Here is a 20,487-nt window from a genome sequence, read left to right on the forward strand (position 1 = left end):
AAAATTGTGATAAATATTTTTAATTATACAATTTTTAAAGTTATACTATTTAAATAAATAGTATAATAATGTTGCATCGTTAGCTCAGCCGGTAGAGCAGATGGCTCTTAACCATCGGGTCGCGGGTTCGAACCCTGTACGATGTACCATATCAGTTCAACTGACCAGATACTAACCAAACGGTGAGTTTTATTATGTGGAAAATTTTGTTCCATAATCTTTTTATTTAACTTTTTGACAAAAATGGTAATTAAAATGTGTAAAATAAAATAAGAGAATAAATCAAAAGACTGTCCTGTCTTTTTATTTATGCACTTTTTTAGATTGAAAGGAGGAAAAATGAAAAATTTTAAACACTTTTTTCAAAAATTATTTGGCATTACATCTAAGAAAAAACCTGATTTAAATGCTATTGAAGACTTAAATCAAGACTTAGAAGCCATTCAATTACACCAAACACACATTCATAAACAAAATACTGTTTATAAAAGAACTAGAATGTCAAACTTTGGTTTAAAACTAAGCTTTTTATATGGGCAATTTACTTTAACTACAATTTTATTAATCACAATCGCTACTGCTATAGTATTTGGGGTAGTTAGTGTGTTTTTAGTTAAAAACGTTGGTATTTACAACTTTGGTTTAGCAGCTTTTGGACAAGCGGCTGCTAAAATTATCGTTGTTAACTTAAAGGAATCACAAGTATCTCAAACAGTTAGAAACTTAATTGACCAGTTTGTTTTCTGAATTGCTTATGTTATTTTAAGTATTCCGATATTCTATTTTGGTTATAAAAAAGTTGGCGTTTTATTTACTAACTTAACTGTTTTATTCTTAGTAGTTTCATCAGTTGTTTCATTTAGTTTAGGTTTAATTCCAGGAGTTAATAGTACTTATATTATTGGTGATTTTTCAAACCAAAAAATTAAAGATCTGCTACCAGATTATAGTAAAGCACTTAGTTCACTAATTCCATTATTATGAGACGCACAATCATCAGCAAGTATTATTGCTTTAATGATTTACTCAATTGTTTATGGAGTTGTTTTAGCTTATGTATTTGCAATTATTCAAATCATTGGTGGAACAGCAGGTGTTACAGGTGTTATTGGTGAGTGATATGCTAACGCAAAACAAAAATCATTTGGACAAATTTCTGGTTATATGAATATCATCATTGTTATAATTGCTGTTTTTGTTGGTTCATATTTACCAGGTCGTATCTTACTAGCTCAAGCTGGCTTAGATAACGCTAAACAAATGGAAGAATTCGGAAGAAGCATCCACACAGAACTATACTTTTCACCGAACTTAGTTGCTACAATTTTAGTAAACGTTGTTTACATTATGGTGTTAGACAAACTATTTCCTAAATTCAAACTTGTTAGAGTTCAAGTATTCTCACACAAATCTAAAGAAATTCAACACAAAATTGTTAACGATCCAAAAATTGTTACAGGGTTAACAATATTTAAGGCTAAAGGTGGACATAAAAATGAAGAAATTGATGTATTAACTTCGATTTCATTATTCAGACATGTTCTAAGAATTATTAAAGATGTTAGATCAGTAGACAATCAAGCCTTTATTGTTATTTCTGATGTAAAAAGTATTGATGGAAATATTTACTTACCAGAAACTAAGTTTTAATCATTCAAACAAGCTTATTAGCTTGTTTTTAATTGTTTAAAATCATTATTAAAAAAACAAAAAATTAACAAAAATATTAAATAACAATTAAACATTTAAAAAACAAAAAAGCACTCACAGAGTGCTTTTTTGTATAAAAAAATCTGCAAACGCAGATCTGGTGCCATTTACGAGAATCGAACTCGTGTCGGTTGGTTACGAGTCAACTGTTTTACCACTAAACTAAAATGGCATGGTGGAGATAAGGGGAATCGAACCCCTGTCCACGCAACGAGATTAATGCAACTTCTACAGTTTAGTTTATTTTTGCTAACACTAATTATCTAAAATAAACAAAAAACAAATTAATGTTTGACTCATTTCATTTAAGTTTGTCAACGCTTAAACTATCCTAAAATACCGAATTAATTAATCTAGGAAAATCAATTAACCCACTAGATTGTTATATTAAACAAAAGCTAGGTTTGAAAAGTTGTTCATCATGTATAAGTTTGATGAAGCTGATTTTTGTTGTTTTCCGTTTAGAAAAGCCTAGTGGTATTTATAGTCTACCACACTACTGCCATTACATTAGCCCGAAGCCTGTCGAAACCATTATATCCCCATTAATAGTTATTTAAGGTTTTTAAGACTCTTTTATTAACTTCTTCTTTTATGATTTTATCTCGCTTGTCATATTTTTTAAGTCCTTTAGCAAGCGCAATTTCCAGCTTAATTAAAGACTTTTTATTAAAATACAACTTCAAAGGAATAATTGTTAATGATAAAGAATCTGCTTTGAATTTAAATTTAAGCATTTCTTTTTTATGTAACAATAATTTACGATCACGAAATTCATCACATTTTACATTCATGTATTGTTTAAAATACGCTTCTTTTAAATACATTTCATCTTTATAAATTGAACAAAATGCGTTTGATAAATCAATTGAATTAGCTCTAGCTGATTTTACTTCTCAACCCATTAGTTCTAATCCAACCTCTAATTTATCTAAAATTTCATAATCACGATGTGCCTTTTTATTGGTCGAAATAATTTTCATACATTTATTTTACTTTATTAATTAGAAAAATAAAAAAAGAAATACAAATTTTAAGTTTTTTAGTATAATAGACCCATTTTCCAATTAATTTAGTATAATTATTAATATATATGCAACAACTAAAAAAGGAGTGAATATGGATAAAAAATATAATCATAAAGAAGTTGAAAAAGGTATTGATGCAAAATGACAAAAAAATAAATATTTTCAAAGTCATGATGAAACAAAAAGACCTTTTACAATTTTGCTTCCACCTCCAAATGTTACAGGTAAATTACACTTAGGCCATGCACTAGATGTTTATATTCCTGACACAATTATTAGATATAAAAAACTACAGGGTTATGACGTTTTATGACTACCAGGAATGGATCATGCCGGAATAGCTACACAATCTAAAGTTGAAGATGAAATTTATAAAGCTTCAAAATTAACACGTCATGATTTAGGACGTGAGAAGTTCTTGGATAAAGTTTGAGAATGAAAAGAAGAGTATGCTAAACTATTTAAAAAACAATGATCTACAATCGGATTAGCTTTAGATTATTCAAATGAACGTTTTACATTAGATGCTCAAGCTAATCAAGCAGTTTTAAAAGTATTTGTTGATTTGTATAACAAAGGTTTTATTTACAAAGGCGTTAAAGCGATTAACTGAGATGTTAAGCTTCAAACAGCAGTATCAAATATTGAAGTTAACAACGAACCTACAAATCAAAAAATGTATTACATAAAATATCCAGTAGTTAACTCAAATCAATTTTTAGTTGTTGCCACAGTTAGAACTGAAACTTTATTAAGTGATGTTGCAATTGTTTTTAATCCAAATGATCAACGTTATAAACATTTGATAGGACAAAGTGTAATTCATCCTTTAACTAATAAAATTATTCCTATTATTTCTGATGAATACGTTGATCCAGAATTTGGTAGCGGTCTAATGAAACTTAGTGCCCATGCTGAAGCTGATATTGAAATTATTCAAAAGCTAGGGTTAGAAATTAATGAAACTATTGACAAAAACGGATTCATTAATTGTCCTGAATCTCAATTTCATGGACTTGAAAGATTTGATGCAAGAAACCAAATTGGTCAATATTTATTAGACAACGGATTTATTGAAAAAATTGATGAAGTTGTTTCAAATGTTGGTATTTCAGATCGTTCAAAAACACCAGTTGAAATTTTAGTTCTTCCACAATGATTTGTTAAGATGGAACATTTCAGAGATTTAATTTTAAATAATTTAGATTCACAACAAGGTGTTAAGTTTTTCCCTAAACGTTTTGAAAACACAATGCGTCAATGAATGGAAGATGTTCATGATTGAACTATTTCACGTCAATTATGATGAGGACATCGTATACCAGCATGATACAAAGATAATGAAGTAAAAGTTCAAATTGACTGCCCTGGTTTAGATTGAGTTCAAGATTCAGATGTTTTAGACACTTGATTCTCTTCAGGGCTAGCACCATTTGTTTTCTTAGGTTGACCACAATCAAATCAAAAACTAAATCGTTATTATCCTACTTCACTTTTAGTAACTGGTTATGACATTATTTTCTTCTGAGTTGCTAGAATGTACTTTTTTGGATTAGAATTCCAAGGTCAAAAACCTTTTAATGAATTATTGCTACACGGTTTAATTCGTGATGCGCAAGGACGTAAAATGTCTAAATCATTAAACAATGGTGTTGATCCGATGGAAGTTATTGATCAATATGGTTCAGATGCTCTAAGATGATTCTTAATTACTAACACTACACCAGGGCTAGACATTAGATTTTCAACTGAAAAAGTTGAATCAGCTTGAAAAGTAAATAATAAGCTTTGAAATATTGCAAAATACATTAAAGACTTACCAGACAACAACGTGCCTGCTACTGATGCAGACTTATGAATTATGCAAGCATTATCAAAATTAAACAACAAAATTAATTCATTAATGCAAACATATGATTTTTCAGTAATTGGTACTGAAATATATCGTTATATTTTTAATGATTTAAGTAGTTGATATGTTGAGTTTTTAAAATCATCATATTCTAAACAAGCAGCAATGAATGTTTTAAAACAGACTTTAATTATTCTGCATCCATTTATGCCGTTTCTAACAGATAAATTATTTAGTGATATTTTCAATCAAGAACTGTTAGAGCAATCGTGACCAGAATTTGAAGTTTATCAATCAGAATCATACATTAGCACTGTTATAGCAGTTGTTGCTCAGTTACGTAAATACCGCGAAGATAATAAACTTTCACATAAACAAGCTTTATACTACTGTTTAGATAAGGAAATTAATCAAATTGCTTTAGAAACAATTAACAAAATGGCTAATGCTTCTGTAGTAGAAAACAGAGACTTTTTAGTTGCTTTAGATGCTGTAAATTTATACATTCAAGAATCGGCAGAATTAAAACAACAAAACAAACTACTTCTAGAAGCTAAAATCAAACACGTTCAAAGTGAAATTGCACGTGCGCAAGGTATTTTAGCTAATGCTAACTTTGTTTCAAAAGCACCAGCTGAAAAAGTTCAAGCAGAAAAAGATAAGTTAAATAAATATCAAGAAGAATTAAATCAATATCAAGAGGAATGAAAATGCAAAAATTATTAGTAAGTAAAGATTTAGCAAAACGCGAACTTGCTAAATTAAAAGAAGAATTAGAAAGTTTCAACTTAGAAGAAAAACTAAGATTAGGTATTATTCAAGTAGGTGATAATCCTGCTTCAAATAAATACATCCAATACAAAATGAAAGTAGCAGAACAATTAGGTATTCAAGCTACTTTATATAAGTTTGCAGATACAATTTCTCAAGATCAACTTCTTAAAAAAATGGATCGGATTAATGAAAAAGAAGATGGTATTATTGTTCAATTACCACTTCCTGAACACATTCCAACACAAGTTATTTTAGATGCTGTACCATATGAAAAAGATATTGACGGTCTAACTACTAAAAATGCTTTCCGTTTATACAATGAAACTAAAGATAAGCATTTTATACCAGCAACTGCTCGTGGAGTATTAGAATTAATGGAATATTACAACATTGACGTTAAAGACAAAAAAGTGTGTGTAGTAGGTCGTTCAGCGGTGGTTGGTAAACCACTAGCTCATATTATTAAACGTCGTGGAGCTAATGTTTCAACTTACAATGAAACCACAGGAATTAAAGGAATTGAAAGTGGAGACATAGTAATTGTTGCTATCGGTGTAGCTAAATATGTCAAAGCTGAAAACCTTAAAAAAGGTGCAATTGTTATTGATGTTGGAACTAACTTAGATAATCAACTAACAGCTGATTTATGTGGTGATGTTGATTTTGATAATGTTATTGACAAAGTGTCTGCAATCACTCCTGTACCAGGTGGTGTAGGACCGATGACAGTAGTTGCTTTAATGAAAAATTTAATTGATATTATTCGTTAATTTATTTAACCTTAAAACGCGATATTTCGCGTTTTTATTTTGCCAAAACAAAAAAGCTGTAAATAAAAACACCTGTATAGGTGTTTTTTGATTATTAAAGGAATTATAAGTCAATATTTTTTACATATTTAGCATTCTTTTGAATGAATTCACGACGCGGTTCAACGTCATCACCCATTAGGGTTTGAAATACTGTATCAGACTTTTGGAAATCATGAATTTGAACCTGAAGCATTTTGCGTCTTTCGGGGTCCATAGTTGTTTCTCAAAGTTGGTCTGGATCCATTTCTCCGAGCCCTTTATAACGTTGAATGGTAATTTTTTGATTTTGGTTTAAAGTTGCTAGTACAGCATCTTTTTGTTCATCATTAAAGGCGTATTCAACAGTTTTATTTTGTTGAATTTTGTATAATGGAGGTTGGGCGATATAGATAAATCCATTTTCAATCAATGGTCTAAAGTATCTATAAAAGAATGTTAATAGTAATGTCCTAATGTGAGCACCATCGACGTCAGCGTCAGTCATTATTACAATTTTATGATATCTTAATTTATTAATGTTAAATGTTGAAGCAAATCCGGTACCTAAAGCAGTAATTAATGATAAAACTTCTTCATTACTTAAAACTTTTTCCTGACGCGCTTTTTCAACATTAATTATTTTCCCACGCAGTGGTAAAATAGCTTGTGTTTTACGGTCTCTACCCATTTTGGCACTACCACCAGCAGAGTTCCCCTCGACAATAAATAGTTCTGAAATTTCAGCATTCTTAGAACTACAGTCAGCTAGTTTTCCTGGTAAACCACCACCATCAAAAACATTTTTACGACGTGCTGATTCCCTAGCAGCAGCTGATGAAATTCTACCTTTACGTGCAATAGCTGCAATTTCTAATATTTTCTTAGCAGCATTAGGGTTTTCATCTAAGAAACGCTCAAAAACATCGCTAAACACACGGTTAACAGCAATTCTGACGTCTTTAGAACCTAACTTACCTTTTGTTTGCCCTTCAAATTCTGGATCAGGGTGTTTAATAGAAATAACTGCTGATACACCTTCAGTTAAATCTTCACGAGTATATTTGTCATTATCGTTTTTAATGTGTCCGGTTTTAATAGCGTAGTTATTGATAATTCTTAATAATGCATCATAAAATCCAGAAACATGTGAACCACCTTCGGTAGTTGTTATGTTGTTGGTATATGAAATAATGTTTGGACGATACATGTCTGATAAATATTGCATAGCAACTTCAACACCGATTGTAACTTGATGAACTTCACCGGTTTTATTTTTGTTTTTATCTGCACTAAATTCACCTTGTGCGTAGATAATTTCTGTTGCTTTTTCATAACCAGCATTTAGTTCTTGAACATAGTCAAATACACCGTTTTCATATTCAAATTCAACAAATGAGTTATCTCTTAAGTCTCTAACAGAAACATAAAGTTTTTTATTTAAGTGAGCAATTTGTTTAGCACGATCAATAATTCAGTTTTTGTCAAATGGAATTTCATCCATGATTAAGTAATCAGGATGGAATTCAATTTTAGTTCCAGATTCATTTGGATCACACTGCCCGATTACAGTAGCTGATTGTAAAGTTTTTCCACCTTCATGGAATTCAGCATAATAAACCTGCCCTTGTCTTTTAACTCAAGCTTTTAATGAATCGCTTAAGGCATTAACAACACTAGCCCCAACTCCATGCAATCCACCTGATACTTTATAAGCATCACTTTCAAACTTTCCACCGGCGTTTAATTTTGTTAAAACCACTTCTAAGGCACTGATATTGAATTTAGGGTGTAAGTCAACAGGAATACCACGACCATTATCTTCAACAATAATTGAATTGTTTTTTGTTATTGTGATTTCAATTTTATTACAATAACCAGCCATAGCTTCATCAACAGAGTTATCTACAATTTCTCAAATTAAGTGATGTAATCCAGGTTTTGATGTTGAACCAATATACATCCCTGGTCTTTTACGAACGTGTTCTAAACCTTCAAGAAATGAAATTGACGAAGCATCATAATTCTTTTGAGTAGTTTGATTATTTTCAGCCATATTGCTCCTAATAAATTAAGTTTTTTAATAAATATGTAATATTTATTAAAATTATACTGATTTTTATTAGAAAAATAAGCGTTTTACCGCTTATTTTTTGTTGCCTGTGTTTTTGTAGAAAACATCATTGATATTGTGTTTTCAAAAACCTTTTTGTGCCTCTTTTGCTTGTTGCTGTAGTTTTAAAATTAAGTGTAAATATTGCTCTTGTCTATCAGTTTGAACTGGATAATAATTAGAGTTTCTTTCGCCTATATAAGCAACTCTGCCTAACCCCATTTTAACTAATTGAGCACCAAACTCATCTTCTAAATTCATTTCATTATTTTTAAAAATAAATCCAATTTGTCGGTTGTATTTATCAGTATTTAAGGGATTTAAGTAAAACACTCCAGCATTTTGTACGATTATGCTTTTTAATGCTCTTTTAGCCATTTGCGCGTATAGGTCTTCATATTTAGCCAATTTACCTTTTGTGCTTGGTTTGTCTGTTTCTGGAGTATCTACCCCTCTAAATCTAAAACCAGTTTGAGCTTGAATTAAGTTATTTTGTTTGTCAAAATAATAATATCTATAAAAAGTATCTCCATCAGCTGGATCATCTAGCAAGAAAGCTCAGTTAGTTAATTCTGGATGCGATTCATATCTATATTCTTGAATTTTATTTAATCAGTCTTGAAGTGCTGTATGAAGTTGGATTCTGAATAAAGAAACATCAACATCAGATTTAAACAGTGAGTTTCTAACAAACATATCAAAATTATTTTTGATACTTAAAACCTGATCTCTTTTTTGCTTATATTTATCACCTGGAAAGAAAACTTCAGCATATTTAGGTAAATTAAGTGAAAAACCTGAAGCATCATCTAATAAACCTAAATTGTTGCCTTCGTTTAATTTAGTGATGTTTGAATTCACTAAAGAAATTGTTTCTGCTGTGCTGGTGTCTAAAATAATTTGTTTTAAATATGAATTAGTGTTATGATTTTGAACAACTTTTAATTCTGGTGTCTTTAGTGGTTGTACTGGACTAATATTTTCTAAAGGAAAAGGCTGTTCGTTTGATTTTGTTTCTGCTGAGCATGAAGAAGATAAAGTGGTTATAACACTAGCTGGAAGGGTTAGAAGTAATAATTTGTTTAATAATGACTTTATTTTCATACTCTAATTTTATTACTTATTTTTAATTGATAAATTTTTGTGAAAAAACCTGAAAATTTCAGCGACAAAATTTCTTTGTTGTATTAAAATTTTCAGATTAAAGTTTAACTTTAGAATATTTTTTAAAGTTCTTTTAATGCAGTTTCAATAATTGCTCTAGCTAGTTTGAAATCTAATCTTCGCCTTCTTATTCCAGTTTTAGTATTACCCATAAACGCAGTTAAAATAGCATCAGCCGACTTTGTTCTTATTTGACATAATATTTCATTACATTTGTTAATAAATTTAGTTTTCAAGTGATCACTGACTTCAATTGAAATTAATGTAAAGTGTCTAGATGTGTGATTTAAACGATTTCAATCATATTTAATTTTGTCTTTAAAGTTGAATTCAATTTTATTGTTATCATTTGAGCTATCAATTGCTCTTAGACCTAATCATCCATTCGGATCGTTAAATTTAATTTGTGTAGACTTATCAGGATTCAATCGAATGTTTTCTAGTTGATCTAAAGTTCCCATATAAATGTCGTTTTTGTATATTTTAATATCACTAAAATCTTTTAAAACACCATCAAAGCAAACAATACAAACTGGTTGTTCAGTATCATTGAAAGGATTTTGTTCTAAAATAGTAATTGAATTTAAAAATTGCTTTTGTTTAAAGTTTGAGTTAATAAATGACTCGGGTATTATTGCAACTATATACTTTTGAGCCTTAATCATAGTCTCTAAAGCAATTAAATATAAATCATCATATTTAGATCTATTAAAGTATTTTGACAAATCTATTTTCTTACGTGTTGCAGAATTTTTAGCTAGATAAGGTGGGTTAGTAATGATTATTGCTTCTTGATATGAGGGGATAGAAATTAGCGAATCATTTATTTGTCAATCTAATGATTCATCTATATCTTTTCCGATTGTTTTGTTTATTCCATAAAGTTTACTAACTTTTAGTAAATCACCATCTCCAGCAAATGGGTCATAAGCAATCTTGCAATTCGATTGTTTAATAAAGTCTATTATTTGTGGTCTAAGTCAGACTGAACTTTTGGTGAAATATTGACCATATTGTACTTTTTTCATTTTTATACCTAGTGACAAATAAAAGCACAAAAGTGCTTTTAGTTTGCTTTTTGGTCTGAACCAAATAATTTAATTAAGTTTTCTACTACTTGACACATTGCTTCAAAACCAGGTTTTAGCAATTTACGTGGGTCGTAATTTTTAGCTTCTAAATCTTTGTCTGATTTAATAAATTCTCTAATCGCTTTATGATTAGCTAGTTGTAATTCTGTGTTAACGTTAATTTTTGTAATACCTAGTGATATAGCTTTTTTAATATCTTCTGCATTAATTCCACTACCACCATGTAAAACAATTCCGATACCAGTGTTTTGTGATAAATCAGATAAACGTTCAAAATCTAAACCTTTTCAATTTGAAGGGTAAGGTCCGTGAATATTACCAATTCCAGCTGCTAAAACAGTTATTCCTAAGTTAGCCATTTTAACAGCTTGTTTAACGTTTGCTAATTCACCTTGCCCAACAATACCGTCTTCTTCACCACCGATTGAACCAACTTCGGCTTCAATGCTCATATTTTTGTTGTTTGCTAAATAAACCAATTGATTTGTTTGTTCATAATTAGTTTCAAAATCTAAGTGTGACCCATCAAACATAATAGATGTAAACCCTTCAGATTCAATAGCTTTTAAACATCCCTCAAAACTTCCGTGGTCTAAATGCAGAGCTACTGGGATAGAGATTTTATTATCATTTAAAAATCCTAAAACCATTCCAGAAACAGTGCTATATCCACCCATGTATTTCAAAGCACCTTCGCTAACCCCTAAAATTACGGGCGATTTTAATTTTTCAGCTGTTAAAACAATTGCTTTTAATCATTCTAAGTTATTGATATTAAAATGAGGTATAGCATATTTGTTTTTCTTAGCTTTTTAAGCATATCTTTTGCGTTAACTAATGCCATTTTAGTAGTTTTTTCCTTCTCATTTTCCGTTGCCAGCATATTCAAATCTTTTGTCAACGGTTAATAAACGGTGTAATTCACCCATTTTTGTTTCTCTTACTTTTTCATATAATTCACCATTTTTAGTGAATTTTTCTCTTCAAACTTGTTCTAATTCTGATTCAACAACGTTGAAAATTTCGTGAAAATCATATTCACGTTTAGTGTTTGAATTAACTACTTCAATAGCAATTTCTAACATTGTTCTAACTACTTTGTTTTCCATAAATTTCTCCTACTTACATTTTATCAGGTGCAGAAACACCAATTAAATTTAATCCAGTTTTTAAAACATTAGCAACTGCATTAATTAAAATGCTGTAAGTTGCTTCATGCGGATGATTTAATAATTTTGTTCGGCATAAAAACTGTTAAATGCTTTAGCTAAATCAATTAAGTATTGAGTTAATAAATTAACTTTTGTTGTTGAAACAATAGTTTTAATCAATTCTGCAAAATTGTCAAGCACAAGAATTAATCTCTTAGCTTTTTCAGATAATTTTAATTGATCTGAAAAGGTTGCTGGTTTTAATTTTTGTATCAGTGACACGGCTCTAGAGTGAGCATATTGTACGATAAAGACTGGATTGTTAGCATCATGAGAGTTAGCCAAATCTATATCAAAATCAAACTTATTATTGATTTCTCTAGTTAACATCATGAATCTAACAGCATCAGCTGATGAAACTTCTAATAAGTCAGCTAAAGTAACGCTAGTTCCAGCACGTTTGGACATTTTAAATTCTTCACCATCTTTAATTAATCTAACTAATTGAATTGTTAAAATGTCTAACTTATCAGGGTTAAAACCTAAACATTGCATTGCAATTTTCATTCTAGCAATATAACCTGAGTGATCTGCACCTCAAATATTAATTAACTTGTCAGCACGTGAAAATTTTGACTTATGATAAGCAATGTCAGGTGTTAAGTATGTAAATGACCCATCACTTTTAACTAAAACACGATCTTTATCGTCGCCATAATCTGTTGTTTTTAAAAATAAAGCACCATCTTGAGTGTATGTATGAGTTTTTAAATCTTGAATAACAGGATTAATTAAGTTGTTTTCAGATAGTTTCTTTTCACTTGAGTAAATATCAATATTAACATTAAATTCAGCTAAATCAGATTTAATTTTGTCAAGTAAAATCGCAGATGCTACATTTTTTAATTCAGCTTGTTTTTCAGGTGTGTTTTCTAAGAAAAAGTCACCATATTTATCTTTAATTTGTTGAGCTGCTCAAATAATATCTGAACCTCTGTAACAATCTTCTGGCATAGGTTTATTAATTCCAAATAATTCTAAATATCTTACATAAATAGAATCTTTTAAAACATTAATTTGATTTCCAGCATCATTTACATAATATTCAGAATCAACATTTAAACCTGCATATCTTAAAATTCTAACTAAAGAATCTCCAAAAGCAGCTCCACGAGCATGCCCAACATGTAAAAACCCAGTCGGATTTGCTGATACATATTCAACGTTAATTTTTTCTTTGCTATCAAAAACATTAGCACCAAAAGAATTTTTAGCTTGATAAATGTTCAACATTGTTTCTAAAAAGACTGAATTATTTAAAACAATATTGATAAAACCAGGTTTAGCAACATCAACTTGCTGAAAAATCTTGTTTTCTAGCATTGTTGTAGCAAGTTGATTAGCAATAATCTCTGGCGCCGTTTTTTTAAACTGCTTTAGAATAAATGCCAAGTTGGTTGAAAAATGATAAACAACATTATCTTGATTTAAATCATCTGGAACTTTTGCTTCTGTCAAAGCAAAATCTAATGAATTTAAATCAAATTGGTTATCAAAATAATTTTCTTCAATTAAACTTTTTACAGCATTTTTAATGGTATTTTTTACGATATTTTTTAAGGTCATTTACACTCCTTATTTTTAGTATTTAAATTATATAAAAATTGCAATAAAAAATAAACAAAAAGTGGTAAATATCAATAAGTTTTGAACTTTAAAAAATTTTTATTTATAATTTAATTATGCTTAAAGTATATGTATGTGGTCCGACGGTCTATAATGACGTTCATATAGGGAATTTAAGACCGATTGTGACCATGGATTTAATGTTGAAAAGTGCTAGAGCGATAGGATTAAAGTTTAATTTTATCCATAATATCACAGATATTGATGACAAAATAATCAACAGAGCAATCCAAGAGAAAAAAACAGAAAAAGAAATTTCAGAATACTATGCAAATCAATATTTAGAGTTGCTTGAAAAATTCAATGTTGACACTATTACAAAAATTGAATACGTAACTGAAAACATGCAAGAGATTGAAAAAACAATTTCACGTATAGTGCGTTTCGGTTATGCATATCCTGATGACAAGGGAAATGTTTGATACAACGTATTTAAAAGTAAAAGAGTTTATGGGAAAGTATCAAACCAAAACATTGAAAACATGGTTTATGAAGATCAAAACTATGACAAGCATCATCCAGCTGATTTCGCTATCTGAAAAGCAACAAATATGGGAGTAAAATATCAAACTCAATTTGGCGAAGGTAGACCAGGTTGGCATACAGAATGTGCGGCTATTATTGACAAACACTTCAGAGGAAGAGGTGTTGACATTCATGGTGGAGGAATGGATTTAACATTTCCACACCATGAAAACGAAAATATCCAATTTTGAGCAGCAAATGAAAGAATGATGATTTCAAAAAAATGAATCAGAACTGGACAAATTAACCTTCAAGGTGAAAAAATGTCAAAATCTTTACAAAATGTAATTTTAGCTAAAGATTTTATCAAAGAACATCATCCTGATGTTTTAAAAATGATTTTCCTTTTAAGTTCATTAACAGGAACAATCAACATCGATGAAGCAATTTTTGAAAACGTTAAAGCGATTTTCAGAAAAATTAAGAAAATTTATTTCACAAATCACATATTGAATTTAAAAACTATTCCAAACTTAAAGCACGATGAACAAATTTTTGACAGAATGCTTTATTCAGTTTTTAATACCCATTTTGCTGAATTCAATAAGGATTTAAACGAAATGATTAAGAAAATTAATTTAAATCAAGATCCAGTTTTAATTACAACATTAGTTGAAGTAATTGATATTTTAGGGTTTTCATTTAAAGATTTTGATTATGAAGCTTATAGACCGATTTATAACGAATGAAAACATCTGATGAATATCAAAGATTATGAAAATGCAGATCGTAAAAGAGCTATTTTAATGGATAAAGGCTTAATTTAGTCAAAATGAGGAAAAGTAGGAAAATTTTATGAAAAATACAAACAAAAACAAACTTTTTAATAAGAATAAAGAAGCTAAAAGTTTAAATGTGCCAAAATTATTTGTGTGTGGGAGAAACTCGGTATTAGAAGCATACAAAAATGGTTTTAAATTTTCCTTAATTTTAGTTGCAGATCCAATGCACCTAAAGCTTTTCCAAGGTAATTCAAAAACTAAAGTGCAGCTAGTATCGAAAGACGAAATTAAACAAATCACCAATGAAAATCATCAAGGTTTCATTGGTTTCATTGAAAGTTGAAACTATTTAAATGTGGATCATTTAATTAAAAATCAACCTAAATTAGTTCTTGCTCTTGACAAAGTTCAAGATCCACATAATTTAGGAGCAATAATCCGTACAGCTAATGCTGCAGGGGTTAAAGATATTATTTTAACCAAATCACAATCAGCTGAAATTTCAACAACTGTGTTGAAAATTGCATCTGGAGGTTTTATTGGTGTGAATTTTTATCGTGTAAATAGTTTAAGTGCTACTTTAACTAAATTAAAAGATCACAATTATTGAGTTTATGCGACAACTTTAGATGAAAAAGCTTTACCGCACACTATAGTTCAATACAACACACCTTCTGTGTTAGTGGTAGGAAACGAAGGAGAAGGTGTATCAAAAAGTGTTTTATCAGTCACTGATCAAACAGTTTACATCAAACAAGCAGGGACTGTGCAGTCGTTAAATGTATCTGTAGCAACTGGTATTGTATTATTTGATGCTATAAATAAACTTGACTAATCTGACAGTCACTACCCCTTTTTGACAAAGTTTTCTAAATTTGTCAAACACCAAAAACTACAAACTATCAAATTTAGTTGATAATTTTGTTAACCAACACAGCGACAATATAAAAATTATGGTTAACAAAATTCGTTGACTCACTGGAAAAAGCAAGTTGAATCAAGACGAAATTTATAATCGATTAATTTATGAATTTAGTCAATCATTTCAAGAGCTTAACCAAGCTGTTGAAAATACAAAATCTACTCAAATACGTAATTTAGGATTACACTCTAATCAAACTACTCATTCTTATTTAAAGCAATTTAAACAAGATTATAATCGTAATCTATCCTTTCTTCAGAAAACTTCCTGCGGCAATTGTGAAGTTTCTGAATTTCATCATTATCTTGCTAATTTCCAAAAGCAAAAAACAGAAAATAAACACCGAGCAAACCAAACTAAACTTAATTCAAAAGCCGACTTATGAAACAATTTAAAAATAAAAACCTTAAATTATTTCAACAGGCAAGCTAATAGTCAGTATCAATTTGAAACTAAACTTAGCAATAACTTTTTAAAACTAAATAAAATCCAATCTGAAATTAATCAAACCAAGCAAGACAATTTGTATTTAAACAATTCCTACATTTTAAACTTCAAAACTCCTGAAATTGATGTTCAAAATAAAATAAAGCCAAATTGTTTTAATCTTGTTAATCACTTTTTCAAAAGATATTTATTAATCTAAATTAGTGACTTTTTCAAACAATCCTAGGTTTGTTTTGGTAATTTACTAAATCATTAAATAAAAACAAATATTTCAAAAATAACAATTTAATATCAATAATACCCTTTACTACTTTTAGTAGTAAAGTGGTTTTTTATGCCTGAAAATTAAAATTGTGATACAATTTAAACATAATGAAAAGCAACAACAAAGTATCAATTGCTTGTGAATTATGCAAGCGTAAAAATTATTCAACAAACAAAAGTGCAGGAAATCAAAAACGCCTAGAAATAGCCAAGTTTTGCAAAAATTGTAATCAAAAAACCTTGCACAAGGAAGAGATCTAATGTCTGATAACAAACAAATTACAGCAAGCAAGCCAAGCATCTTTAACCGTTTTAAAAATCGTAAAAAAATATACTTTGCACGTAAAGTAGCAAAAGATATTAAACGTGTTAGATGACCTGATGCTAAAACAAATTGATACAATATGTTAAAAATTATCATTTTTACTAGTTTGTTTGCTTTATTCGTGTATGCTGTTACAATTGGTTTTACATCACTATGAAAATTAATTCAAGCATTTTAATTAATTGTTAAGGAACTTATTATTATGGACAAAAATTTTAAATGATACATGATTTCAACTGTTAGAGGTAAAGAAGAGCAAGTTCTAGAAGCTTTAAACAACCGTATCGTTGCTGAAAAAGTTGCACATTGCTTCGATTCAGAAGCTACTGAATTTGGTGCTTTTAAAATCTTTAAAAAACCAACTATTACAGCAAAAGAAATGGATAAAAAACGTTTAGGCGAAGCTTATAAAATCAAAGAAGTTAACATCTATCCAGGTTATATTTTTGGAAGAATTGACTTTACAGATGAAGCTTGATTTGTTGTACGTAATACACAATTTGTAACAGGTATTATTGGTTCATCAGGTAAAGGTGCTAAACCAACACCAGTTGAAGCTCGTGAAATTAGAAAAATGTTTCAAAAAGAAAAAGAAGCTAGAGATCAATTTAATTCAGGTAAAAACTTATTGCATTTACAACTAAATGATATTGTTGAAGTAGTAGATGGACCATATAAAGGTGAAAAAGGTCCAATTGTTAAATTAGACATTAATTACAACAACGCAACAATTATCATTGAAAGCTTCGGTAAGAAAACAGAAGTAGAATTAGACCTTGACAACTTAAAACCAACAGAAGAGTATTAATCTTAACAAATATAAAAAATTCAGATCAATGATCTGAATTTATTTTTTGCTTTTATCTCATTGATTTAGGCTTTTTGACAATAATTAAACTCGATAAAACATAAAACACTAAACCAACAGTTGTTATTATTAAATAATATCAATAACTATTTAACTTATAATCTCCATATTGATAAACCATACCAATATTAACTTCAAAATTAGTTCTTCATGTTTCAAATCAAGCACTACCAAGGTATTTATCAATTGAAGCCAAATAAGTTGCTGTATCTTTTAAATAAGCAGCGTCATAATTACCTGAATTTAATATTGTTTTAATTTCAGTTAGTTTATATGCTATTTCAGCATTGCTATTATCAGCTAGTTTGATATTTTTACTTAAGTCAATTGCACTATCTAGTGATGAATTAAGTATCATTAATTGACTTTGAGATAAACTAGTTGAATCATTTATGGCTTTAATACTGTTATTTAAATTATCAATAACTATTAAATTAGCTTGGATATTATCAAGTTCTTTTGTCATAAAATACTGTCTAAATAATCCAGCACTATAAGCATTTGGAAATGCTTTAATAACCCATTGCACAGCAGAAGGTAATGTGCCAATTGAAACATAAGCTCCGACTAAAAATCCTACCAAAGTACCAATAATAATGCTAATTGTTGTAAAGGCGTTATTGTTTTTAATGAACAATATAACAAAACATACAATTGCATTTGACATAAAACAAGTAAGTAAAATTACAGCAACAACTAATAAACCATTTTGCCAGTTTAATAAACTCCCACCTTTAATTAAGACATAAGATTGTCCAAAGACAAGTACACAAAGAGACATAATAACACTAACGATAATACCAGTAAGTAAATAAGAAGTCATTATGACACTTTTAGATACAGGAGCTACATATAAATCTTTTAGTTGCTTATTTTCTTTGTCTGATACCATAACAGCATAAGCGCCTAAGCAACTAGTTAATGGCACGGAAGATAACATACCAGATAACATCCAATAATTTAATAAATTATTAGTATCAACATTACCAATTACATGCAATCTGTCTTTAACCGCATTGCCAATAAATAAAACAAATAAGGCAAAAATAACAATTACACCTAAAAGTGAAAAAAACACACCACTTTTATTTTTAAAGTAAATCTTTAAATTTCTAATTAGTAGTTGTTTCATTAGTGTCCAACTCCTTTCCGGTTATATTTAAAAATACATCATCCATAGAACCATAAAGCACTTGATAACTATCGATTGCATACATAATTGGAATTAAAATACTCATTGCTTTTTTAGTGTCGTTAATTTTAACATCAATATAATCATTTTGAATTATAAATTCATAATCATTCTTAGTTAAATAGTCTAGAATTATATCTTTAGCATCAACAGTGTTAAGTGGTTTAATTTGAATATGTTCTGATGTATACTTAGCCTTTAATTCAAACGGAGTTCCTTGGGCTATAATTTGTCCGGCATCAATAATGGTTATAAAATCAGCTTGCGCAGCTTCTTCCATATAATGAGTTGTTAGAAAAATTGTTGTGTTATAGTCAATTTGGAGTTTCTTAATAGTGTTTCAAATCGCTTTTCTTGTTTGCGGATCAAGTCCAGTAGTAGGTTCATCTAAAAACAGAATTTCAGGCTTACATATTAATGCTCTAGCAATATCAACACGCCGTTTTTGACCACCAGACAAAGCTTTGTACTTCTTTTTTCAAATGTTGCTTATATCACAAGTTTCTATGACGTTTTGCAATTCAATTTTAGCTTGCTTATATGATTTATAATATAATCCTGCCTTGATTTTTAAATTTTCTTTAACAGTTAAATTACCATCTAAAACTGAGTCTTGGAAAACAACGCCAATCTTTGATTTAATTTTATTTGACTGCGTTTTTAAATCAAGCCCTGCAATTTTAACTTCACCGGAATCGTAAGAGTTTAATGTGGATAAAATATCAATCGTGGTTGATTTGCCTGCACCATTTGTACCTAAAAATGCAAACAAACTACCTTTAACAACATCAAACGAGATTCCTTTGACTGCTAAAAAGTTACCATAAGATTTTTTCAAATCTTTAACTTCAATAATTTTGTCCATTAAACCTCCTTGTTAAATAAAAAAATGCCTTTAGGCATACTCTGGCAGGGGTTAAAGGAATCGAACCCTTATCATCAGTTTTGGAGACTGCTATATTGCCATTATACGAAACCCCCATAAACAACAATATTTATCTACCTTAATATTACTAAAATTTAAACTTTTTCATTAACTAAATTAATTATTTTGAAATTTATAATTTCAAAATATGTAAAACAAACTAAAAAATCCAGAAACTATTTCTCCTTAATGTATTAAGAAAAAAAGTTCTGATTTAAAACATGATAAATAGTGAAAAAATGTATCACTTAAGAAATTAGCATTAAATATCCATTACATGGATATTATGATGTTTATACCCTCTATTATTTTATTTTTAGTGCTAATATTTGGCAATGTTTTATTTACTATAATGGGAATTATATTTATTATCGGGTTTTCAATTACAAGAGTTGTCTTAGTCATTTTAATGATTGTTGCAACACAAAAAAGCTGAACAAACAGTAATTTTCATACTTGGAATTGCAGGGATATTCATTCCAGTATGTTTATTAAGAGCTTCAATTATGGCTATATGCCGCAAACAAGATAAATATGCAAAAATGAATCTTTAATAAGATATAAATCACATTTATTCTTAATAGATGTGATTTTTGTTTTGAATCCTTAAATATGCAGGTGAATCTAATGCATACAAGGCAAACAGTCGCATTAATTAATGAAATGTCTTCATAAAAATTTTTTAACCTACTTTAATCACTTTATAATATAACAATGAAATCGTTAAAGAGAACAAAAATCAAAAATCACAAAAAACCATCACTAAATGACTTAGGCTTAAATGACAGAAGCGTTTATGAAGAGTTAGTTAAAGAAATTTTTCAAGTACACAATATTACTAATCAACAAATCTTAGAACGAATTAACAAAAAGAAACAACAAGGAATAAAAATAGACAAATTAGATTCATATAAAATACACGATGAAAATTAATTTTAAT

The 20,487-nt window shown here is 29.1% G+C and carries 19 protein-coding genes, 3 tRNA genes, 1 other RNA gene and 1 pseudogene; 11 read left to right on the forward strand and 13 right to left on the reverse strand.

The genetic code is table 4. From position 1 onward, the window contains the following. Positions 1 to 73: 73 nt before the first annotated feature. Both FG904_RS00395 and FG904_RS00400 read left to right on the forward strand, forming a co-directional pair. Positions 74 to 149 (forward strand) — tRNA-Lys (locus FG904_RS00395). Between the two features lie 190 nt (positions 150 to 339). After that, a complete protein-coding gene (locus tag FG904_RS00400; RefSeq protein WP_139591971.1) occupies positions 340 to 1,650 on the forward strand; it encodes a DUF2179 domain-containing protein in 1,311 nt (436 codons plus the stop codon). 158 nt (positions 1,651 to 1,808) lie between these two features. Here the strand turns inward: FG904_RS00400 and FG904_RS00405 are convergent. The 3 genes from FG904_RS00405 to smpB all read right to left on the reverse strand — a co-directional run bounded on the left by FG904_RS00405 (position 1,809) and on the right by smpB (position 2,693). Continuing rightward, positions 1,809 to 1,882 (reverse strand) — tRNA-Thr (locus FG904_RS00405). A gap of 1 nt (position 1,883) precedes the next feature. Then, positions 1,884 to 2,254: a transfer-messenger RNA gene (gene ssrA / locus FG904_RS00410) on the reverse strand. Position 2,255: 1 nt separating this feature from the next. Beyond that, on the reverse strand, positions 2,256 to 2,693 hold the full coding sequence (smpB, locus tag FG904_RS00415; protein ID WP_139591972.1) for an SsrA-binding protein: 438 nt from the start codon (positions 2,691 to 2,693) through the stop codon (positions 2,256 to 2,258). A 136-nt stretch (positions 2,694 to 2,829) separates the two neighbouring features. On the opposite strand from smpB, the gene FG904_RS00420 reads away from it, so the two are divergent. Both FG904_RS00420 and FG904_RS00425 read left to right on the forward strand, forming a co-directional pair. Continuing rightward, the gene (locus FG904_RS00420) at positions 2,830 to 5,316 is read left to right on the forward strand and encodes a valine--tRNA ligase (protein WP_139591973.1); all 2,487 of its coding nucleotides are present in this window, start codon (positions 2,830 to 2,832) and stop codon (positions 5,314 to 5,316) included. Beyond that, the gene (locus FG904_RS00425; RefSeq protein WP_139591974.1) at positions 5,301 to 6,134 is read left to right on the forward strand and encodes a bifunctional 5,10-methylenetetrahydrofolate dehydrogenase/5,10-methenyltetrahydrofolate cyclohydrolase; all 834 of its coding nucleotides are present in this window, start codon (positions 5,301 to 5,303) and stop codon (positions 6,132 to 6,134) included. The genes FG904_RS00420 and FG904_RS00425 overlap by 16 nt, the downstream gene beginning before the upstream one ends. 103 nt (positions 6,135 to 6,237) lie before the next feature. Here FG904_RS00425 and FG904_RS00430 read toward each other — a convergent pair whose 3' ends face one another. The 7 genes and pseudogenes from FG904_RS00430 to argS all read right to left on the reverse strand — a co-directional run bounded on the left by FG904_RS00430 (position 6,238) and on the right by argS (position 13,297). Further along, positions 6,238 to 8,208: a DNA topoisomerase subunit B gene (locus FG904_RS00430; protein WP_139591975.1), complete on the reverse strand. Its 1,971-nt coding sequence runs from the start codon at positions 8,206 to 8,208 to the stop codon at positions 6,238 to 6,240. Between the two features lie 90 nt (positions 8,209 to 8,298). Continuing rightward, complete coding sequence (locus FG904_RS00435) at positions 8,299 to 9,369, reverse strand: thermonuclease family protein (RefSeq protein WP_139591976.1); 1,071 nt, start codon at positions 9,367 to 9,369, stop codon at positions 8,299 to 8,301. A gap of 122 nt (positions 9,370 to 9,491) precedes the next feature. Continuing rightward, entirely contained in the window at positions 9,492 to 10,457 is a 966-nt protein-coding gene (locus FG904_RS00440) for an Eco57I restriction-modification methylase domain-containing protein (protein ID WP_139591977.1), read from the reverse strand. A gap of 38 nt (positions 10,458 to 10,495) precedes the next feature. Continuing rightward, positions 10,496 to 11,364, reverse strand: a pseudogene (gene fba / locus FG904_RS00445) (class II fructose-1,6-bisphosphate aldolase). Between the two features lies 1 nt (position 11,365). Further along, on the reverse strand, positions 11,366 to 11,629 hold the full coding sequence (gene rpoE, locus FG904_RS00450; protein ID WP_139591978.1) for a DNA-directed RNA polymerase subunit delta: 264 nt from the start codon (positions 11,627 to 11,629) through the stop codon (positions 11,366 to 11,368). Between the two features lie 13 nt (positions 11,630 to 11,642). After that, positions 11,643 to 11,768: a DALR anticodon-binding domain-containing protein gene (locus FG904_RS03495; protein ID WP_420846419.1), complete on the reverse strand. Its 126-nt coding sequence runs from the start codon at positions 11,766 to 11,768 to the stop codon at positions 11,643 to 11,645. Further along, positions 11,747 to 13,297 (reverse strand): arginine--tRNA ligase, encoded by a 1,551-nt coding sequence (gene argS, locus FG904_RS00455; protein WP_276331002.1) that lies wholly within the window; start codon positions 13,295 to 13,297, stop codon positions 11,747 to 11,749. Before argS ends, FG904_RS03495 begins: the two co-directional genes overlap by 22 nt. Positions 13,298 to 13,413: 116 nt before the next feature. Between argS and FG904_RS00460 the strand changes: the two genes are divergently transcribed. The 6 genes from FG904_RS00460 to nusG all read left to right on the forward strand — a co-directional run bounded on the left by FG904_RS00460 (position 13,414) and on the right by nusG (position 17,370). Next, positions 13,414 to 14,649: a class I tRNA ligase family protein gene (locus FG904_RS00460; protein ID WP_139591979.1), complete on the forward strand. Its 1,236-nt coding sequence runs from the start codon at positions 13,414 to 13,416 to the stop codon at positions 14,647 to 14,649. 28 nt (positions 14,650 to 14,677) lie between these two features. Beyond that, entirely contained in the window at positions 14,678 to 15,439 is a 762-nt protein-coding gene (rlmB, locus tag FG904_RS00465; protein ID WP_246051807.1) for a 23S rRNA (guanosine(2251)-2'-O)-methyltransferase RlmB, read from the forward strand. Positions 15,440 to 15,479: 40 nt separating this feature from the next. After that, positions 15,480 to 16,172: a hypothetical protein gene (locus tag FG904_RS00470; RefSeq protein WP_139591980.1), complete on the forward strand. Its 693-nt coding sequence runs from the start codon at positions 15,480 to 15,482 to the stop codon at positions 16,170 to 16,172. Between the two features lie 173 nt (positions 16,173 to 16,345). Continuing rightward, positions 16,346 to 16,498 (forward strand): 50S ribosomal protein L33, encoded by a 153-nt coding sequence (gene rpmG, locus FG904_RS00475; RefSeq protein ID WP_139591981.1) that lies wholly within the window; start codon positions 16,346 to 16,348, stop codon positions 16,496 to 16,498. Then, positions 16,498 to 16,740: a preprotein translocase subunit SecE gene (secE, locus tag FG904_RS00480; RefSeq protein WP_139591982.1), complete on the forward strand. Its 243-nt coding sequence runs from the start codon at positions 16,498 to 16,500 to the stop codon at positions 16,738 to 16,740. Before rpmG ends, secE begins: the two co-directional genes overlap by 1 nt. A 24-nt stretch (positions 16,741 to 16,764) precedes the next feature. Beyond that, positions 16,765 to 17,370: a transcription termination/antitermination protein NusG gene (gene nusG, locus FG904_RS00485; protein WP_139591983.1), complete on the forward strand. Its 606-nt coding sequence runs from the start codon at positions 16,765 to 16,767 to the stop codon at positions 17,368 to 17,370. 52 nt (positions 17,371 to 17,422) lie between these two features. On the opposite strand, the gene FG904_RS00490 is transcribed toward nusG, so the two are convergent. The 3 genes from FG904_RS00490 to FG904_RS00500 form a co-directional block, all read right to left on the reverse strand. After that, a complete protein-coding gene (locus FG904_RS00490) occupies positions 17,423 to 18,562 on the reverse strand; it encodes an ABC transporter permease (protein WP_139591984.1) in 1,140 nt (379 codons plus the stop codon). Further along, positions 18,543 to 19,487, reverse strand: a complete 945-nt coding sequence (locus tag FG904_RS00495; protein WP_139591985.1) for an ABC transporter ATP-binding protein — start codon at positions 19,485 to 19,487, stop codon at positions 18,543 to 18,545. The genes FG904_RS00490 and FG904_RS00495 overlap by 20 nt, the downstream gene beginning before the upstream one ends. A 42-nt stretch (positions 19,488 to 19,529) precedes the next feature. Continuing rightward, a tRNA-Trp gene (locus FG904_RS00500) sits at positions 19,530 to 19,603 on the reverse strand. A gap of 658 nt (positions 19,604 to 20,261) precedes the next feature. On the opposite strand from FG904_RS00500, the gene FG904_RS00505 reads away from it, so the two are divergent. Further along, the gene (locus FG904_RS00505) at positions 20,262 to 20,480 is read left to right on the forward strand and encodes a hypothetical protein (RefSeq protein WP_139591986.1); all 219 of its coding nucleotides are present in this window, start codon (positions 20,262 to 20,264) and stop codon (positions 20,478 to 20,480) included. Positions 20,481 to 20,487 lie beyond the last annotated feature (7 nt).

The sequence above is a fragment of the Mycoplasma nasistruthionis genome (assembly GCF_006228185.1).
In the GTDB taxonomy this organism is placed as follows: Bacteria; Bacillota_I; Bacilli_A; order Mycoplasmatales; family Metamycoplasmataceae; genus Mycoplasmopsis; species Mycoplasmopsis nasistruthionis.